Below are 15811 nucleotides of genomic sequence, written 5' to 3'. Positions count from 1 at the left end.
CGGCGCCCCTCACCCGATGCGGTACTGGTTCTCCATGCGGCCGACGGCCGCATCGAATATGTCCAGCGCCCGGTCGGCGAGTTCCTGGGTCATCACCAGCGGTGGGGTGATGCGCATGATCGGGGCGGCGCTGGCGACGAGGATGCCGTTGGTCACCAGCTCCCGGTACAGGTACTCCGCGGCCTCCTGGCTGATCCGCTCCTTCGTCTGGCGGTCGGTGACGAACTCGACCGCCATCAGCATGCCCTTGCCCCGGACGTCCCCCATGGACTGGTGCCGGGTCTGCATCTCCTCGAGTCTGCCCTTGATGTGGGCGCCGACGACGGCCGCGTTCTCGATGAGGTTCTCGTTGACGATGGTGATCAACGTGGCGAGGCCGGCGGCGGCGGAGACCGGGCTGCCGCCGTACGTGCTCGTGCCGCCGTTGTGCTGGGCCCAGGGCAGCGACGACATGACCCGCTCCGACGAGGCGACCACGCCCAGCGGGAAGCCGGAGCCGATGCCCTTGCCCATCGTCATGATGTCGGGCTCGATGTCGTAGTGCTCCGAGGCCCACATCTTGCCCGTACGCCCGGCCGAGGTGAGCACCTCGTCGATGAAGAGCAGGATGTCGTTGCGGCGGCAGAACTCCTGGATCTTCGTGAAGTACTCCGGCGGCGGCACGATCGCACCGCCGGCGCCCTGGATCGCCTCGGCCACGACGGCGGCGACGTTGCCGGTCGTCTCCTGCTCGAAGACGTTCTCGATGAAGTCGGCACACTTGGCGCCACAGGTCTTCGGCTCCAGCATCAGCGGACAGCGGTAGCAGTAGGCGTTGGGTGTCTGGTAGAAGCCGCTGGCGAGCGGCCCGAAGCCCTTCTTGTAGCCGCCGCCCATCAGCGACAGCGCGCCCAGCGTCTTGCCGTGGAAGGCACGGTAGAGGGAGATGAACTCGGTGCGGCGCGTGTGCGACCGGGCGAGCCTCAGCCCGGCCTCCACGGTCTCCGCGCCGGACGTGTACATCTGTACCCTGTCCAGCCCCTCCGGCAGCACCGACACCAGGTAGTCCAGGAAGTCCGCCCGGGACTGCGACGTGTAGTCGTAGATGTGGATGAACTTCTCGATCTCCGCTTTGATCGCCTGTACGACCGTGGGGTGCGCGTGCCCGGTAACCGTGACGACGGTGCCGGAGCTGAAGTCGATGAAGATGTTGCCGTCGACATCTTCGACAAGCGCGCCGAACCCCTGGTTGACGGCCACGCCGGACAGGGTCGACAGCGCCGACAGCCCTGGGGAACTGTGCACGCGCTCCCGGTCGACCAGCGCCCGGGAGCGCGGGCCGGGTACCTCGGTCACGAGCCGCGGAAGCTCGCTCACGTCGATGTTCTGCAACTGCGTCGGTTGGACAGCGGTCATCGGTCCTCCAAACGATCGTCGACCTCGGGTGCGTTCGAAACGTGCCGACCGGTCAGGCGTTCCGGTTGCCGGAGAGGATGTCGTTGACGTCCCACTTGCCGGTCGCCCGGGTCCGTGGCGCCTTTTCGGTGTGCACGTCGAGCACGTACGGCCGGCCCGAGTCCAACGCCGTGCGCAGCGCCGACCTGAGGTCGGCGGGGTCGGTGACGACGGCGCCCAGCGCACCGCACGCCTGGGCCAGGGCGGCGAAGTCGGGGTTGTACGGCTTTCCGTCCGGCGTACGGAACGTCGTACCCAGCGCGCCCAGGGCGTGCTTGTGCTGATAGACCGAGATCGAGCTGTATCCGAAGTTGTTCATCACGACCCAGACGACCGGGATGTCGTACTCCACGGCGGTGACGACAGCGCTGAGGATCGACGTGAACGCACCGTCGCCCACCTCCGCCACGACCGCCCGCCCCGGCGCGCCGACCTTGGCGCCCAGCGCCGCCGCGACCGCGCCGCCCATCGTGCCCCAGCCGGAGGCGACGTAGTGGTCGCGCGGGTCGTAGACGTCGAACTGCTGCGCCACCTGGTGGCGGATGCCGACGTCGGTGAGGAAGATGCCGTCGCGCGGAAGCACCTCACGGATGTCGCCGAGCAGCCGCTCGACCGTGATCGGCGTGGCGTCGCTGTGCCGACCCTGCTCGATGTCCGCGCGCCAGGCGCGGATGCCTTCCTGGATCGCCGCGAACCGCGCGGAGCTCTCCCAGTTCCGGCGCGGCGTGGCCCCACGGATCTCGGCCAGCAACTGGCCGACGAAGGCGCCGACGTCGGCGACGACGCCGAGCGCCACCGGGTACGTGCGTCCGATCTGACTGGCGTCCACGTCCACCTGCACGATCTGGGTGGGCGGAACGCGGAACGACACCTCCGGGTCGTACGAGCTGGTCTCCATCTCGCCGAACCGCGTGCCCAGTGCGAGGACGACATCGGCACTGTTGACCAGGGCGTGGCCAAGCGGCGTGCCCACCGTCGCGGTGTAGCCGGCGCAGAGCGGGTGGTCCTGCGGGATCACGCCCTGCCCGGCCATCGTCGTGACGACCGGGATGCCGAGGTGCTCGGCCAGGGCGAGCAGCGAGTCCCGGGCTCGCGACCGGGCGGCTCCCCCGCCCGCGTAGATGACCGGCCGTTCCGCCTCGACCAGCATCTGGGCGGCACGGGCGACCTGGGTGTCCGGAGCGTACGTCCGCCGGTCGGCCGGCACGCGATGCGCGGCGACGTGGATGTCGTCGCGGAACGTGGCGGAGAAGAGGTCCATCGGCACGTCGAGCAGGACCGGCCCGGGCTGGTCGGCCAGGGCGATCTGGCAGGCCCGGCCGGTGACGTCGGCCAGGCCCTCGCGACTGGCGACCTTCCAGGCCCGCTTCACCAGTGGCCGCACCATCTCGACCTGCTGGGCCTCGCCGTGCAGGTCGAGCTCCTGGAAGCCGCCCCGGCCGGCGAGATACGACGGCACGTCGCCGGCGATCACGATCATGCCGGCGCCGTCGAGTGCCGCGTCACCGATGCCGGTAAGGGCGTTGGTCAGGCCAGGTCCGATCGTGGTGAGCACGGCGGCGAGTTGGCCGGTGGCCCGGAAGTATCCGTCCGCGGCATGTGCGGCGACCTGCTCGTGGCGAACTCCGATGAAGGTCAACGACGATTGCTCGATCGCGCCCAGCATCGCAAGGTTGGTGTGGCCACACATTCCGAAGACGTATCGCACGCCGTACGCCTCGAGGGTCGCCACGATGGCCTGCGCGCCCGACCGGACCTTCGCCCGGACGCCGCTTTCCGTCGTAGCCTCGACGAGATCGTCGCGCTCCCGCACTGCCTCAACCACCCAAGTCTCCTGTCATCGTTTCTGCTCGTCGTCGTGGCCGGCGGCGGTCAGCGGACCGTGGGCGCCAGCTCGGTGCCGAGGTCGGCGACCGCCTTCGCCAGCAGGCGCGTCGCGTCCTTGAGCTGCTCGCCGGAGAGGCGCCAGCTCGGTCCGCTGATCCCGAGCGCGCCCACCACGGCGCCGTTGCTGGATCGCACCGGCGCGGCCACGCACGTCAGCCCTTCGTCCCACTCCCCCACGTCCACGGCGACGCCGTCGGTGCGGATCCGCTCGAGCCCTTCGACGAAGGCGTCCAGCTCGGTCACGGTGTGCCGGGTGCGGGAGGCCATGCCGGTCCGCTTCAGCAGCCGCCGGACGTCGGTCTCGTCCATCCACGCGACCAGCGCCTTGCCCATCGCCGTGGCGTTGACCGGACGATGGGATCCGATCGGCGAGAGCAACTTGACCGGCTGCGGCGACTCGATCCGGTCAACGTAGAGCACCTGCTGCATGTCGAGAACGCCCAGGTAGGACGACTCGCCGACGCGGAGGGTCAGGTCTTCGAGGTAGGGCCGGCTCGTCACCCGCAGGTGGCTGTTGGCCAGCGCCTGGCCACCGATCGAGAACAGCCGCATGCCCACCCGGTAGCGGCGCAGACCGTCCTGCTCGACGAAGCCGCGCGACTCGAGGTTGAACAGGACCCGGGCGACCGTCGACTTCGGCAGCCCGAGCCGTTCGGCCAGCTCGGTCAGTGTCTGCCCGACCTCCGGCGCCTCGGTGCTGAGTGTTTCGAGCACATCCAACGCACGCTGGATCGACTGCGACATGGCCGTCGTGTGGGCTGCTGCCGCGGCTCCCTGCTGGGTGGCCACCCTGCCTCCTGAATCCGTTCTGGATGGTGCCGGCGCTACACGGCGCTCGGCAATTTTGGAACTCGGTACCAAAACGGAGAGTAGAGACGATTGCGCAGGTCGTCAAGGCATTGATCTAGAAGGCAGTGCTTGACGCAAGTTCGATCAGCCATTTACTTTGGCACTCGTTACCAGGACGGAGCCTCATCAGTCCGGTAGCCCCGTCCACGCTCCGCGACCTTGGTGGTGCCACACGGCACATCGGCCGACGGCGAGCACCACCCCGTGCTGGCGACGTGAAAGGACCAACGCAGATGGACGCAGGAGTTCGCATCGGCCTGTCCCGTGCCCTGTCCCGCCGAACACTCCTCGGCGCCGGTGGCGCCGCTCTTCTTGCCGGAACCCTGGCGGCCTGCGGTCGCGGATCCGGCGGGCGCGACTCCGGCGCGACGCTGACCTACAACACACCTTCGTTCGGAGTCGAGCAGGTCACGCCCTACCTCGACACCTTCAAGCAGCAGTACGGCAGCGCGGTGACCGTCTCCGCCGTGCCGAAGGACTACCACCCGACCACCGAGACGCGGCTGCGTGGCGGAACCGACTACACGGTCGTCACCTGCGACGAGGGCTACCCGCAAAAATGGCTCAAGGAGGGCTGGCTGGTCAGCGTCGAAGACAAGCTGGACCTGTCGAAGGTCAAGAACGACATGTACCCGTCGCTGCTGCAGTCGGCCACGGTCGACAACAAGCTGGTCGCACTTCCCGGCAACGGCCTGACGAAGGTCATGGTCTACAACGAGGCGGTGCTCGGCGGCCTCGATCCGGCTGACGACTGGGAGGCGTTCTTCACCCAGCTCACCTCGCTCAAGGACAAGGGCGGGTCACGGTACCCGTTCGTGCCGATGTGGACGAAGGCCTACAGCCTCATCACGTACTTCGCGATCGGTGACAGCTACTCCCGCGGCGCGAAGGACTGGTTCGACCCCGACACGCTGGCCCCGCGCTACCAGGACGACCCGGCCGTCATCGAGACGATCGAGTTCTGGCGGCGGCTGTGGGAGGCCGAACTTGTGCCTCCGGATGTCCTGACGGCCGACCACAACGCGACCGCGGAGATCTTCGCCGCCGGCAACTCGGCGTACTTCCAGCACAACCTCTCGCAGGTCCTCCCGGTGCTCAACCTCGACACGACCAAGTACGCCAAGGTCGCCGGGAAGATCAAGCTCATGATGTACCCGGGCACGACCCACGAGTGCCTGACCGGCACGAACTGGGTGTGCCTCACGAAGTCGGGCGCCGAGGTCGAGCACGGTCCCGAACTCGCGCGGTTCCTCGGCGGCCTGGACAAGGAGGACAAGTACCTCGTCCCGACTCGGTACCGCGCCATCGACCTCGGCGTCGAGCCGGGCTACGCGCCGGTGTTCGAGGAAGCCGACGTCATCGCCAAGTGGAGCACGTTCACCGACCCCACGCTGGTGGCCGAGCAGAAGGCCAAGTCACGGCTGATCGGGCCGGTCGTGCAGCAGGGATGGTTCACCGAGTGGCTCGACCGTACGGCGTCCGAGCTACAGAACGCCATCCTCGGCAAGGTGAGCATCAAGGACGCGCTGACCGCCTCGGCGTCCTTCGCACAGGGGCGGTGATGGCCACTCAGCCGACCGCTGTCGTACCGCCGTCGCACGCGGCGGCACGACGAGCGGCACGGCGGCGCGAGCGCCTCGGTGAGGTCGCGCTCATCGGCCCGGCCATCGTGGTGGTACTGGGCGTGCTCGTCTACCCGCTGATCCACTCGCTGTGGTTGAGCCTCACCGAGCCCACCGACGACGGCAGCACGTTCGGCCTGGGCAGCTACGCCGCCGTCTTCAGCGATCCGGTCCTACCCATCGCCCTGCGCAACACGTTCCTGTTCTCCGCCATCGCGATCGTCGGCTCGATCGTGCTCGGGCTGGGCATGGCGTTGCTGTTGAACCTCCCCTCGCCGCTGCGGAGCTTCGGCCGAGCAGCCATGCTCATTCCCTGGTCGATGTCCCAAGTGGCGGTGGCCGTCATCTGGGGCTGGATCTACAACGGCTCGTACGGCGCCCTCAACGGTCTGCTGTTCGAACTCGGGCTCATCGACGCGTACCGCGCGTGGCTCAACGACGGCACCACCGCGTTCGTCCTGTTGGGCGCGGCGTTCATCTGGAGCATCGCACCGTACGCGACCCTGATCTTCCTGTCCGGGCTGCAGGCGATTCCACGGGAGCAGTACGAGGCCGCGCAGATCGACCAGGCCAACGTCTTCCAGCGCTTCCGCTACATCACGCTGCCGTGGCTGCGCAGCAGCTTCGCTGTCGTGTTCGTGGTCGCCTCGCTCGAGGGCTTCCTCGCGTTCAGCCTCGTCTACATGCTCACCAACGGAGGCCCCGGATACGAGACGACGGTGCTCGCCTGGTGGGGCTACGCGACGATGTTCACCTACGGGGCGACCGAGAAGGGCGCGGCGATCCTCTACTTCCTCACGGCGATCGTCATGGCCGTGTCCCTCGTCTACATGCGGGCGCTTCGGCGTCCCGCCGTCTGAACGGGAAGCGGCGATGCAGGCTACCCTGACCCGAACCACGCAGACAGCGACGAAAGCGAAGCCTCAGCGGCGGCCACGCCGGCGCTGGCGTACGGCTTGGGTGACGTCCGCGACCGTTCTGGTCATCATCTGGTCCATCGCCCCGTTCCTGTGGCTGATCCGCAGCAGCCTGTCACCGGTGGGCGAGATGACGCGGACTCCGCCTGCCTGGTTACCGGAGAGCGTCACGTTCGACAACTACATCGACCTGCTGGTCGCGCTCTTCGCCCCGGGAGACGGCACGACCACCGTCGAACTGATCGCGCTCGGCCTACAGAACAGCATGATCGTCTGCGTCGCGGTCACCCTGCTCAACGTCCTGCTCGGGTTCAGCGCGGCCTACGGCTTCTCACGCGCGAAGGGCCGACTCTGGTCGACCGCCCTCAACGGGCTCATCGTCTCCCGGATGGTGCCGACGTTCGCCATCATCATCCCGCTGTTCCTGGTGTTCAGCCGCCTGGAAATCTACGACACGTTCCTCGGGTTGGTGCTCGCCGAACTCGCGGTGACGCTGCCGTTCAGCATCTGGCTCATGAAGAGCTACCTCGACACGATCGACATCGAGCTGGACGAACAGGCCCGGGTGGACGGCGCGTCGAAACCACAGGTACTGCGCAAGGTCATGCTGCCGGCGGCCCGTCCCGGCGTCGCCACCGCGGCCATCTTCACCTTCTTGACCAGCTGGAACTCGTTCATCTTCCCGCTCGTGCTGTCCTCCAGCCCGACGGTGATGACGGTCCAGCCGCAGATCGCCGCCACGTACAGCGACATGCGTGCCGACTACGACGTGATGTTCGCAAGCACCGTACTCGCCTGCATCCCGCCGATGATCCTCGCGTTCATCCTGCAGCGGCAGCTCACCCAGGGGCTGCTGTCCGGGGCCATGAAGGGCTGACGCCGCCGGCCAAGCGCCGCCGGTCCGCCGGACCTGTTCCTCGGCCAGGTCGCCCTGAGCGACCCGACGCAACGCCTGCCGCTTCATGAGCCCGCCCGAGGAGGAAGCGATGTCCCGGATACCGATGCTGGCGCCGGAGGACCTCGACGACGACCAGCGCCGCGCCTTCGAGTCGATCACACGCGGCCCGCGCGGCGGTGCAGGGCGGGCCGCACTCGTAGATGATCGTGGCGCACTGCTCGGCCCGTTCAACGCGATGGTCACCGCCCCCACCGTCGGCGAACCGCTCCAAGCGCTTGGTGTGGCGATTCGGTACCGTACGGGCCTGTCGGCACGGGCACGGGAACTGGCGATCCTCACGGTCGCCGCACACCACCGCAGCGACTTCGAGTGGGAGGTGCACGTCCGGGACGGCCGTGCCGCCGGCCTCACCGACACCGAACTCGCCGCAGCCGTACACGGCGACCCCGCCGCGCTCACCGACCAGACCGAACGCGTCGTCCTCCGAACCACCCGTGCGATGCTCCGGACGGGTGACCTGACCGACGACGAGTACACCACCGCCGTGGAGGCCATCGGCGAGGCCACACTGGTCGAGCTGACCACACTGGTCGGGTACTACGCCCTACTGGCGTTGCAGCTGAGGGTGTTCCGGGTGCCGGCCCGCGTGACCGGCCCCTGGACTGCCCAAACCGCAGAGGACTGACGGATCGTCGGGCGGTCCTGTACGGGTTGATGGAGACGGCCGGGGCGGTCGGCAGCTCGTCTCTTGCCGCCCATCTAGAGGCACTGCGGCGTGGCCTCGACGACAGGCTCAGCGGCGACGTAGTGATGAACCCTTCGCGTCCCGCGACGGTGATCGCTCCGCTGTTCTCGCCCACGGCGCTGCTGCCGCTCAGCGAGCCGGGCGGGGTCTCGTATCCGATGGAGCACACGCCCGGCCCACTGCGGCCCTACTCGGCCACCCTGGCGATCCCCGGCGGGCGAACTCGGCCAGCGCCCGCAGGCGCCCGGGGTCGGACAGCTGAGCGAGGACGTCCGCGGCGTGCGCGGCCTCGCGGACATCCGGTCATTCTGCCCGGCGTCACTCCGGCCGGCGACCACGTTCCCGGCCGGGCGGAACAGCACAACCGTCTCCACGACAAGTCCCAGAAGCAGGATCACCGCCAGCACGGCGAACGCCACCGGCGCGGCATCTGGGCGGGCGGGTGCCCCGAGTCGTAGCACCCGCGACGGGACGTGCCTCACGGCGAAGCCCGTAGGCTCCGCCGTGAGGAGACCCGCCGATCGGCGGGTCAGGTCACCGGGGCCTGGCCGGACGTGGTGTCCGGCAGGAGCCGGGCGGCGTCGTCGATCTGCTCGGGAGTGACCTTCAGCAACCCGAACTCCCGTGCCGCCTCGTAGTAGACCCTCGCCAGGGCGTAGCAGGCAGGCTGTACCGCGGCGGGGTAGTTGGCGCACACCCGCTGCAGGTCGCCGTAGAAGGCGAGGTCGAGCCGGGCCTTGTTCGCCTCGAACCGCTGAGCGGCCTTGTAGTTGCGGTATCCGAAGTCATGTCGGTCGCAGGCCGACTCGAACGTGAATCCGAGTGGATTCTCCGGTGCCCAAGTGCAGTTGTTGGTGGACCAGTCGAACTCGTACGCCGCGTAGGTTTCCCGGTAGAACCGCCCGATGTTCCACGAGTCATAGCTGCCGGAACTGTCCGAGGTGAGGCTCTCCAGCACCGCCAGCCGGTTGGGCGCGAGACCGGTGGAGATCTCGCCGGACCCTACCGCGACCGACAGGGTGCTGGTGCCGAGGCCGGAGCAGGCGCTCAGGTAGCGCATCCCGATCGGCAGCGGGAGGCAGTTGGCCCAGGTGCCGTTGTACGCCTGCAGCGCCAGGTTGAATCCGATCTCGATCTGGGCGCCGCCGTCGTAGACGCGCCCGTCGATGAGCACCGTGGCGGCGCTGTAGCCGTAGTAGCCGTTGACGAACGAGAACGGCGCCGCCGCCGCGACGACCTGCCCGTTGTACGGCGAGCCGGACGTGCGCTCGATCAGAAGTGCCTGCCCGGCGCCCGCGAGGTAGAAGTTGCAGACGATCTCCGTGACGAAGTCGATCCGTACGTTGAGACCGGCTTTACTGGTCGTCCTGCTGATGTAGGGCGTGCAGCCCGCGTTTTCCAGTTGTGCGCCGCTAACCATGCGCGGTGCTTTGCCCGCGGCAGGCGGGCGCAGCGTGACCGCCGAGCCGTTCGCAAGCTCGGCCGCCGATCGCGGACCCGCGGGTCGCTTGGCGGCGTCCGGCTTCTGTGCGGTCACACCGGGCGCCGCCGTGACCGCCTGATCGGGGAGCACCGGGGCGTCCGCAGTCGGCGCGGCGTATGCCGGGAGGGTGTTTCCCAGCGCGCCGAGCATCCCAAGCGCAACCGCCGCAGCCAATGCAAGAACCTTCCTGGTGGTACGTGTCGATCCCATTTCCCCTCCGCCCGTGTTGGCTGTTGCGGGCAGGCTTTCAGTCGGCACTGGACGGGCACTGGACATCGACTGGATGAAATGTCTGGCCAGCTGGGTACGGCGAACCGCGACCAGGACCGTGTGGACCTACACGACCAGCCGGGCCCAGAAGTCCAGGCAGTGCCCCTGGGCTTACCGGTAGGTACGCGGCAACCCTGCGCCGCGACGTGCTGCGAGGTTCGCGACCGGTTCCGCCGACCGTGGCCTCGCTCAGTCGGTCAACAGTTCGTACGCCGTCTCGGGGGCCGGCATGCTCTGAGCGGCCGTCGGCCGGCGCGGTGGGATCGCCGACCCGAACTGGTTGTACACGATCTTGGTGGACCGCGCCTCGAACTCTCCGGCGGCGGGGGTCGAGATGGTCAGTTCGACCAGTCGGCCCTCTTCGTCGATGCGGGCTCTGAACGGGATGGACGTGGTCGCCCCGCCGAGTGCCTCGCGGATCTCCTCGTCGACCAGCATCGAATCGGTCACCTTGCTGAGGTTGACATAGCCGCGGTAGTCGCCGGATCCGATCTCCGACATGCGGGCGGCTGTCTGTAAGAGCGCGGCGGCTGACGCCGGGTCTGGATCGTCGGAATCCCGAGGCGGATCCAGCAGATCCGGAACGCGGGTCTGGTCGACGAGGAGATACTTGTCGCTCCACGCGTCGATGCCCGCGGCCTTGTTGAGTTCGTCTCCGTAGTCGATCCGTACCCACAGGTTCTCGTCGACGGTGATGAGGTCCAACGTGCCTGAGCCGCCGTCGACGTCGAACAGGGTCTTGACGGCGGCGCTATTGCTGGCCAGGTCCACCACGCCCGCGCTGTTCTGGGAGCCGTCGGTGATGGTGAAGGCGAAGTTGCCCTGGTCGAGCACCTTGGTCGCGTCGAGCAGCGCCTGGCGCATGGGGGCATCCGCCTCCTCTATGCCGTCCCAGCTCCAGACCCGTATGCAGCCGCTGGTGCCGACTGCGAGCAGGGACGCGGCGACGAGACCGGCGAGAGTCCGCCGAGTGGTCTTCACGAGAGCTTCTCCAAGGGGCTGTTTCCCGCACCGGAACGGCCGGGCGGCTGCGTCGGCAAGCCTAGGAGAGCCCGTTGGAAGAAACGCTTGAAGAACGCTTGCAGCGCCGGTGAAGACGCGACCGGAGACGTCCGGGCCGGCCGAGGCACGGCCGACCCGGACAACGCAATCAGGCGAGGTCGAACCGGTCGAGGTTCATGACCTTGTCCCCCGCGGCCACGAAGTCCCGGACGAACTTCTCCTTCGAGGCGGAGGTCGCGTAGACCTCCGCGTTGGCGCGGAGCTGGGAGTGCGAACCGAAGGCGAGGTCGACGGCGGTGGCGGTCCACTTGACCTCGCCCGTGGCGCGGTCCCGACCCTCGAACACGTTCTCCGACGACTGGGCCGTCTTCCACTCCGTGCCCATGTCGAGCAGATGCACGAAGAAGTCGTTCGTCAACGTCCCAGGGCGATCGGTGAAGACGCCGTACGGGGACTGCCCGGCGTTGATGTTCAGTGCCCGCAGGCCGCCGATCAGCACCGTCGTCTCGGGCGCGCTCAGGTTCAGCATGAACGCCCGGTCCAGCAGCAGGGTCTCCGGCGACAGCTTCTCGCCGGCGCGCAGGTAGTTGCGGAACCCGTCGGCCCTCGGTTCGAGGACGGCGAAGGTCTCCACGTCGGTCTGCTCCTGCGACGCGTCCGTACGACCCGGCGCGAACGGGACGGTGATGTCGTGCCCGGCGTCCTTGGCCGCCCGCTCGACGGCCGCACACCCGCCGAGGACGATCAGGTCGGCGAGCGACACCTTCTTGCCGCCGGTCTGTGCGCCGTTGAAGTCCTGCTGGACCCGTTCGAGCGTCTGCAGCACGGTGGCCAGCTCGGCCGGGTTGTTGACCTCCCAGTCCTTCTGCGGCGCGAGGCGGATACGGGCCCTGTTGGCGCCGCCGCGCTTGTCGGTGCCGCGGAAGCTGGCCGCCGACGCCCAGGCCGTGGCGACCACCTGGGAGACGGACAGACCCGACTCGAGGACCTTGACCTTGAGGGCGGCGTGCGTCGGTACGCCGTGACACATGGTTTGATCGGGACGTCGACCGATCCAGAGGGGACCCGGTGGAGCGCAGAGCGATCATCTTCCACGGGACCGGCGCGAATCCGGACTTATGCTGGTACCCCTGGCTGGCAGGGCGGCTCGCGGCCCGGGGATACGACGTCGAGGTGCCGCATCACCCGGGTATCAACGTCGAACCGATCGCTACGTTCCTGCCGAAGGTGCTGAACGGGCACCGCTTCACCGAGGACACGGTTCTCGTGGGTCATTCCGGCGGCGCGGCTCTCCTGCTCGCGCTTCTGGAGCATGTGGACGTAACCGTCGCCCAGGCAATCCTGGTCGCCGGCTACTGCACCCGACCCAACACGGAGGAGGAGCCGGTCCTCCAGCAGGACTACGACTGGGCTGCGATCCGATCGCACGTCCGGGACATCTACTTCATCAACTCTCGCAAGGATCCGTACGGCTGCGACGACCGACAGGGACGCGCCATGTTCGAGCGGCTCGGCGGCACCCAGATCGTGCGCGACGATGGACACTTCGGCGACTACAACCAGCCGTACCCACGGTTCGAACTGCTCGACCGGCTTATCCGCTGACGCCAGCAAGCCACCGGACCTTGATCGGTTACACGGAACTCGGCTACTTGTTTCATTGACCTGCGACCGTTGCCCGGCCAGGCTTCGGTCGAGGCGCCCGGGCTGTCGCTCTCAATTCGGCTGCCCACGCTGGTCGTGTGGCTCTCATCTGGCCTGCGCGGCTCCGGGCGTCGCCCAGGGCGGGGAGAGGCTCAAGAGGGGTTTGCTCGGCTCGAAGTAGCGTTGCCCTCCCGGCTCGACAACCAGGTGAATCGAGCATCGGAGGACACGTTGACTGTCACATCGGACCATGTGGTCATCGGGATGGACCCGCACAAACGCTCCGCCACGATCGAGATCATGGCCGGCGACGAGACCGTGATCGGCGGCGGCAGGTTCGACACCGACCGCGACGGCTACGCGGCGATGAAGACGTACGCCACGCAGTGGCCGACCCGGGTCTGGGCGATCGAGGGCTGCCAGGGAATCGGCCGGCACATCGCCAACCGGCTACTCGCCGACGGCGAACAGGTCGTCGACGTCCCGCCGAAGCTGTCCGCCCGGGCGCGGGTGTTCGCCACCGGCCAGGGCCGAAAGACCGACGCCACCGACGCCCACTCCATCGCGCTGGTCGGCACCCGCATGACCGGCCTACGTCCAGTGGTCAACGACGAACAGCTCGCCCTGCTGCGGATCCTGGTCGACCGCCGCCGATCCCTCGGCGAGGACCACACCCGAATGGTGTCCCAGCTGCACCAACTACTCCTCGAACTCATCCCGGGTGGCGCGAAGAAGAGCCTGTCCGCCGCCCAGGCCAAAGCACTGCTGGCCACGGTCCGACCCCGTGACACGGTCGGCAAGACCCGACGCCGGGTCGCCGCGGAACTGATCAGCGACCTCGAACGGGTCTACCGACGATCCAAGGAAGCCGACAAGGAACTGAAAGAGCTCGTGGCTTCCACCGGCACCACGCTGATGGACCTGCACGGCATCGGACCCTCCGGCGCCGCCCGGCTGCTGGTCGAGGTCGGCGACATCACCCGGTTCCCCAACCGCGCCCACTTCGCCTCCTGGAACGGCACCGCCCCCATCGACGCATCCTCCGGCGAACAGGTACGACACCGGCTCTCCCGCGCCGGAAACCGGCAGATCAACCGGGTGCTGCACATCATGGCCACCGTCCAGCTACGCAACCCCACCGAAGGCCGCACCTACTTCGACCGGAAGAAAGCCTCCGGCAAGACATCGATGGAAGCGATGCGCGCGTTGAAACGACGCCTGTCCGACATCGTCTACCGACAGATGATCGACGACGCCACGATGGCTACGGCGACGGGCCCGGGAGGACAACGGGAGACGACTACTGACTCCAGCGTGACCAGCTCACATCCCCATGCCGGCTCTTCGGAGAAGTCACTTCCCGGACCCGCCACACCCCAGCCTAGAACAACCCTCGCTGCGGCCTCTTGACACAGAGGGGAGCCAGATCCGCACGTCGAGGGATCGGCTGGGCTCATCCCCGCCCGCGTCCGCCGAGGCTTCCGGAACATCCGCGCCGAAAGCGCTCCACCAACCAGTGCACCCAACCCACACGACCGGGCCCTGGACGCCCGCCGGGCACCCCGAACCGCCGACACGCACCCCGCCTCAACGACTTCGAGCTGACTCAAACGATCATGGCGGCCAATGGCCGATGCCGCACCGGCACCGACAACGGACAGCGCGCCGCCACTACGTGCTTCGTGGACTCATGCCGCCGCCGCCCAACGCGATAAGGCAGCACAAGAACCGGCTCCCCATCACCTCGCCGACGACGACATCCGCAACACACTGCGGGACGCCGACGGCAAGGACAAGAGCAACGTCTACCGCGAGCTACGGCTCGCTCTCACCTATACCCCGGGCAAAACAAAATCAGCGTCGAGGCTACGCCTGACGCTGATTTCTGTGGGATAACTGTACGTGTCCGAGGGGCGATCGATACCACTACCCCACCGGTCCATCGGACCGACAGCGAGTTGATCATTTGTATGGGCATCTAAATCGGACATCCCGGACGGCGGTGCCGTCCGGGATGGTTTGCACAAGATCTGCCTGTGCCCCCGGCTAGAGACAAGCCTGCATGCCCTGATCGTGCTCGCAACCTACGATGAGCAGCGGCGACATCGAGCGTGGCCCGCGGTCTCAGCGCCTGCTTGGGTTGAAGGTTGGTCGTTCAGAGCACCTCATTCGGGATCGTGGTTCGCGGCTATCGCGGCGGCAACCGCCTCGAACTCCGCCAACGCCGCGGTGAGATCTTCGACGATCTCGCGGGCAATGATCTCGGGCGCGGGGAGGTTGTCCATGTCCTCCAGGGACTGGTCGCGCAGCCAGGTGATGTCGAGGTTGACCTTGTCTCGGGCAATCAGTCGACGTCGATCTTCGACCCCTGGCCGCTGATCTGGGTTTTGATCCGATACAGGTCGAAGTCCACGTGGGCAGCCGATGTGAGAGCGACAGCCCGGGCGCCTCGACCGAAGCCTGGCCGGGCAACGGTCGCAGGTCAATGAAACAAGTAGCCGATGAGTGTGAGTTTCTCGCTTTATGCATCCGGGGTTGACCGTACGTTGCAGCGGGAGCGGCGCTGGGTGCCGGGAAACTCGGGTGGGACCGGGCCTTGGCGCCAGGGCTTCCGGTCCCACCAGGTTTCGGCATCGGGGATTTAGCTTTTTCTTTAACCATCGTGTCGATTTCGTGCGGTGATGGTCAGGTCACGCTTGACGGTTTTGCCGACGTCATGACGGGGTGTGGGCCGGCGGTTGCGGGAGCCTGGTGGTCGTCCAGGACCTGGTCTGCCGGGTTTCGGTGCACTGGCTGGCAGGGCGGTGGTCGGACGCAGGTTCCGAAACCCGCGGCGGACTCGGGCGGGAGTGAGCCGGTCGGGTGCGGCTGGCCCCTCCCATGGCCGGCGTAGGTCCGCGACGAGGGGTCGGGCGAGTAGCTGGGTGTAGGCGGCGATGATCAGCCAGGTCCACCGGTCGGCGGCTTCGGTGGTGCGGATCTTCGGGCGGGTCCATCCCAGGGTCTGTTTGAACAGTCGGAACGTGTGCTCGAGGTCGAAACGGCGCAGGAAGGTCTGCC

12 protein-coding genes and 2 pseudogenes are annotated in these 15811 nt (G+C 67.7%); 7 read left to right on the top strand and 7 right to left on the bottom strand.

What is annotated here, in order from left to right; translation table 11 throughout:
• Nucleotides 1-9: 9 nt before the first annotated feature.
• From AB0M79_RS34640 to AB0M79_RS34630, 3 genes are read right to left on the bottom strand one after another with little or no spacing between them, the layout of a single operon-like run.
• On the bottom strand, nucleotides 10-1395 hold the full coding sequence (locus AB0M79_RS34640) for an aspartate aminotransferase family protein (RefSeq protein ID WP_364222497.1): 1386 nt from the start codon (nucleotides 1393-1395) through the stop codon (nucleotides 10-12).
• Nucleotides 1396-1447: 52 nt separating this feature from the next.
• Complete coding sequence (locus AB0M79_RS34635) at nucleotides 1448-3259, bottom strand: thiamine pyrophosphate-binding protein (RefSeq protein ID WP_364222494.1); 1812 nt, start codon at nucleotides 3257-3259, stop codon at nucleotides 1448-1450.
• Nucleotides 3260-3306: 47 nt separating this feature from the next.
• Complete coding sequence (locus AB0M79_RS34630) at nucleotides 3307-4110, bottom strand: IclR family transcriptional regulator (RefSeq protein ID WP_364222491.1); 804 nt, start codon at nucleotides 4108-4110, stop codon at nucleotides 3307-3309.
• Between the two features lie 293 nt (nucleotides 4111-4403).
• Between AB0M79_RS34630 and AB0M79_RS34625 the strand changes: the two genes are divergently transcribed.
• The 4 genes from AB0M79_RS34625 (at nucleotide 4404) to AB0M79_RS34610 (ending at nucleotide 8292) form a co-directional block, all read left to right on the top strand.
• Nucleotides 4404-5732 carry an extracellular solute-binding protein gene (locus tag AB0M79_RS34625; protein ID WP_364222488.1) on the top strand — a complete coding sequence of 443 codons (1329 nt, stop codon included), beginning with the start codon at nucleotides 4404-4406 and terminating at the stop codon, nucleotides 5730-5732.
• Complete coding sequence (locus AB0M79_RS34620) at nucleotides 5732-6652, top strand: sugar ABC transporter permease (RefSeq protein WP_364222485.1); 921 nt, start codon at nucleotides 5732-5734, stop codon at nucleotides 6650-6652. Before AB0M79_RS34625 ends, AB0M79_RS34620 begins: the two co-directional genes overlap by 1 nt.
• Nucleotides 6653-6752: 100 nt before the next feature.
• Nucleotides 6753-7586: a carbohydrate ABC transporter permease gene (locus tag AB0M79_RS34615; protein ID WP_357528994.1), complete on the top strand. Its 834-nt coding sequence runs from the start codon at nucleotides 6753-6755 to the stop codon at nucleotides 7584-7586.
• Between the two features lie 109 nt (nucleotides 7587-7695).
• Nucleotides 7696-8292, top strand: a complete 597-nt coding sequence (locus tag AB0M79_RS34610) for a carboxymuconolactone decarboxylase family protein (protein WP_364222482.1) — start codon at nucleotides 7696-7698, stop codon at nucleotides 8290-8292.
• Nucleotides 8293-8881: 589 nt separating this feature from the next.
• On the opposite strand, the gene AB0M79_RS34605 is transcribed toward AB0M79_RS34610, so the two are convergent.
• From AB0M79_RS34605 to AB0M79_RS34595, 3 genes and pseudogenes are all read right to left on the bottom strand, one after another.
• Nucleotides 8882-10111 (bottom strand): phospholipase, encoded by a 1230-nt coding sequence (locus tag AB0M79_RS34605; RefSeq protein ID WP_364222479.1) that lies wholly within the window; start codon nucleotides 10109-10111, stop codon nucleotides 8882-8884.
• A gap of 183 nt (nucleotides 10112-10294) precedes the next feature.
• Nucleotides 10295-11086, bottom strand: coding sequence for a hypothetical protein (locus tag AB0M79_RS34600; RefSeq protein ID WP_364222476.1), 792 nt, complete (start codon nucleotides 11084-11086; stop codon nucleotides 10295-10297).
• 169 nt (nucleotides 11087-11255) lie between these two features.
• Nucleotides 11256-12113, bottom strand: a pseudogene (locus AB0M79_RS34595) (peroxidase family protein); the annotation flags it as partial.
• A gap of 62 nt (nucleotides 12114-12175) precedes the next feature.
• On the opposite strand from AB0M79_RS34595, the gene AB0M79_RS34590 reads away from it, so the two are divergent.
• The 3 genes from AB0M79_RS34590 to AB0M79_RS34580 all read left to right on the top strand — a co-directional run bounded on the left by AB0M79_RS34590 (nucleotide 12176) and on the right by AB0M79_RS34580 (nucleotide 14647).
• On the top strand, nucleotides 12176-12712 hold the full coding sequence (locus AB0M79_RS34590) for an alpha/beta hydrolase (protein ID WP_364222474.1): 537 nt from the start codon (nucleotides 12176-12178) through the stop codon (nucleotides 12710-12712).
• A gap of 270 nt (nucleotides 12713-12982) precedes the next feature.
• The gene (locus AB0M79_RS34585; RefSeq protein WP_364222471.1) at nucleotides 12983-14161 is read left to right on the top strand and encodes an IS110 family transposase; all 1179 of its coding nucleotides are present in this window, start codon (nucleotides 12983-12985) and stop codon (nucleotides 14159-14161) included.
• Between the two features lie 216 nt (nucleotides 14162-14377).
• Nucleotides 14378-14647, top strand: coding sequence for a hypothetical protein (locus AB0M79_RS34580; protein WP_364222468.1), 270 nt, complete (start codon nucleotides 14378-14380; stop codon nucleotides 14645-14647).
• Nucleotides 14648-15404: 757 nt separating this feature from the next.
• On the opposite strand, the pseudogene AB0M79_RS34575 reads toward AB0M79_RS34580, so the two are convergent.
• Nucleotides 15405-15811: pseudogene (locus AB0M79_RS34575) on the bottom strand (transposase); the annotation flags it as partial.

This window comes from Polymorphospora sp. NPDC051019, assembly GCF_040683055.1.
In the GTDB taxonomy this organism is placed as follows: Bacteria; Actinomycetota; Actinomycetes; order Mycobacteriales; family Micromonosporaceae; genus Polymorphospora; species Polymorphospora lycopeni.
The sequence above is the reverse complement of the archived record's forward strand: the minus strand, read 5'-3'. Positions and strand labels throughout refer to the sequence as shown.

Excerpts from the sequence above, each read along its gene's own strand:
- AB0M79_RS34640 (WP_364222497.1), bottom strand. The coding sequence starts at position 1,395 with ATGACCGCTGTCCAACCGACGCAGTTGCAGAACATCGACGTGAGCGAG.
- AB0M79_RS34625 (WP_364222488.1), top strand. The coding sequence starts at position 4,404 with ATGGACGCAGGAGTTCGCATCGGCCTGTCCCGTGCCCTGTCCCGCCGA.
- AB0M79_RS34620 (WP_364222485.1), top strand. The coding sequence starts at position 5,732 with ATGGCCACTCAGCCGACCGCTGTCGTACCGCCGTCGCACGCGGCGGCA.
- AB0M79_RS34610 (WP_364222482.1), top strand. The coding sequence starts at position 7,696 with ATGTCCCGGATACCGATGCTGGCGCCGGAGGACCTCGACGACGACCAG.
- AB0M79_RS34605 (WP_364222479.1), bottom strand. The coding sequence starts at position 10,111 with ATGTCCAGTGCCCGTCCAGTGCCGACTGAAAGCCTGCCCGCAACAGCC.
- AB0M79_RS34580 (WP_364222468.1), top strand. The coding sequence starts at position 14,378 with ATGGCCGATGCCGCACCGGCACCGACAACGGACAGCGCGCCGCCACTA.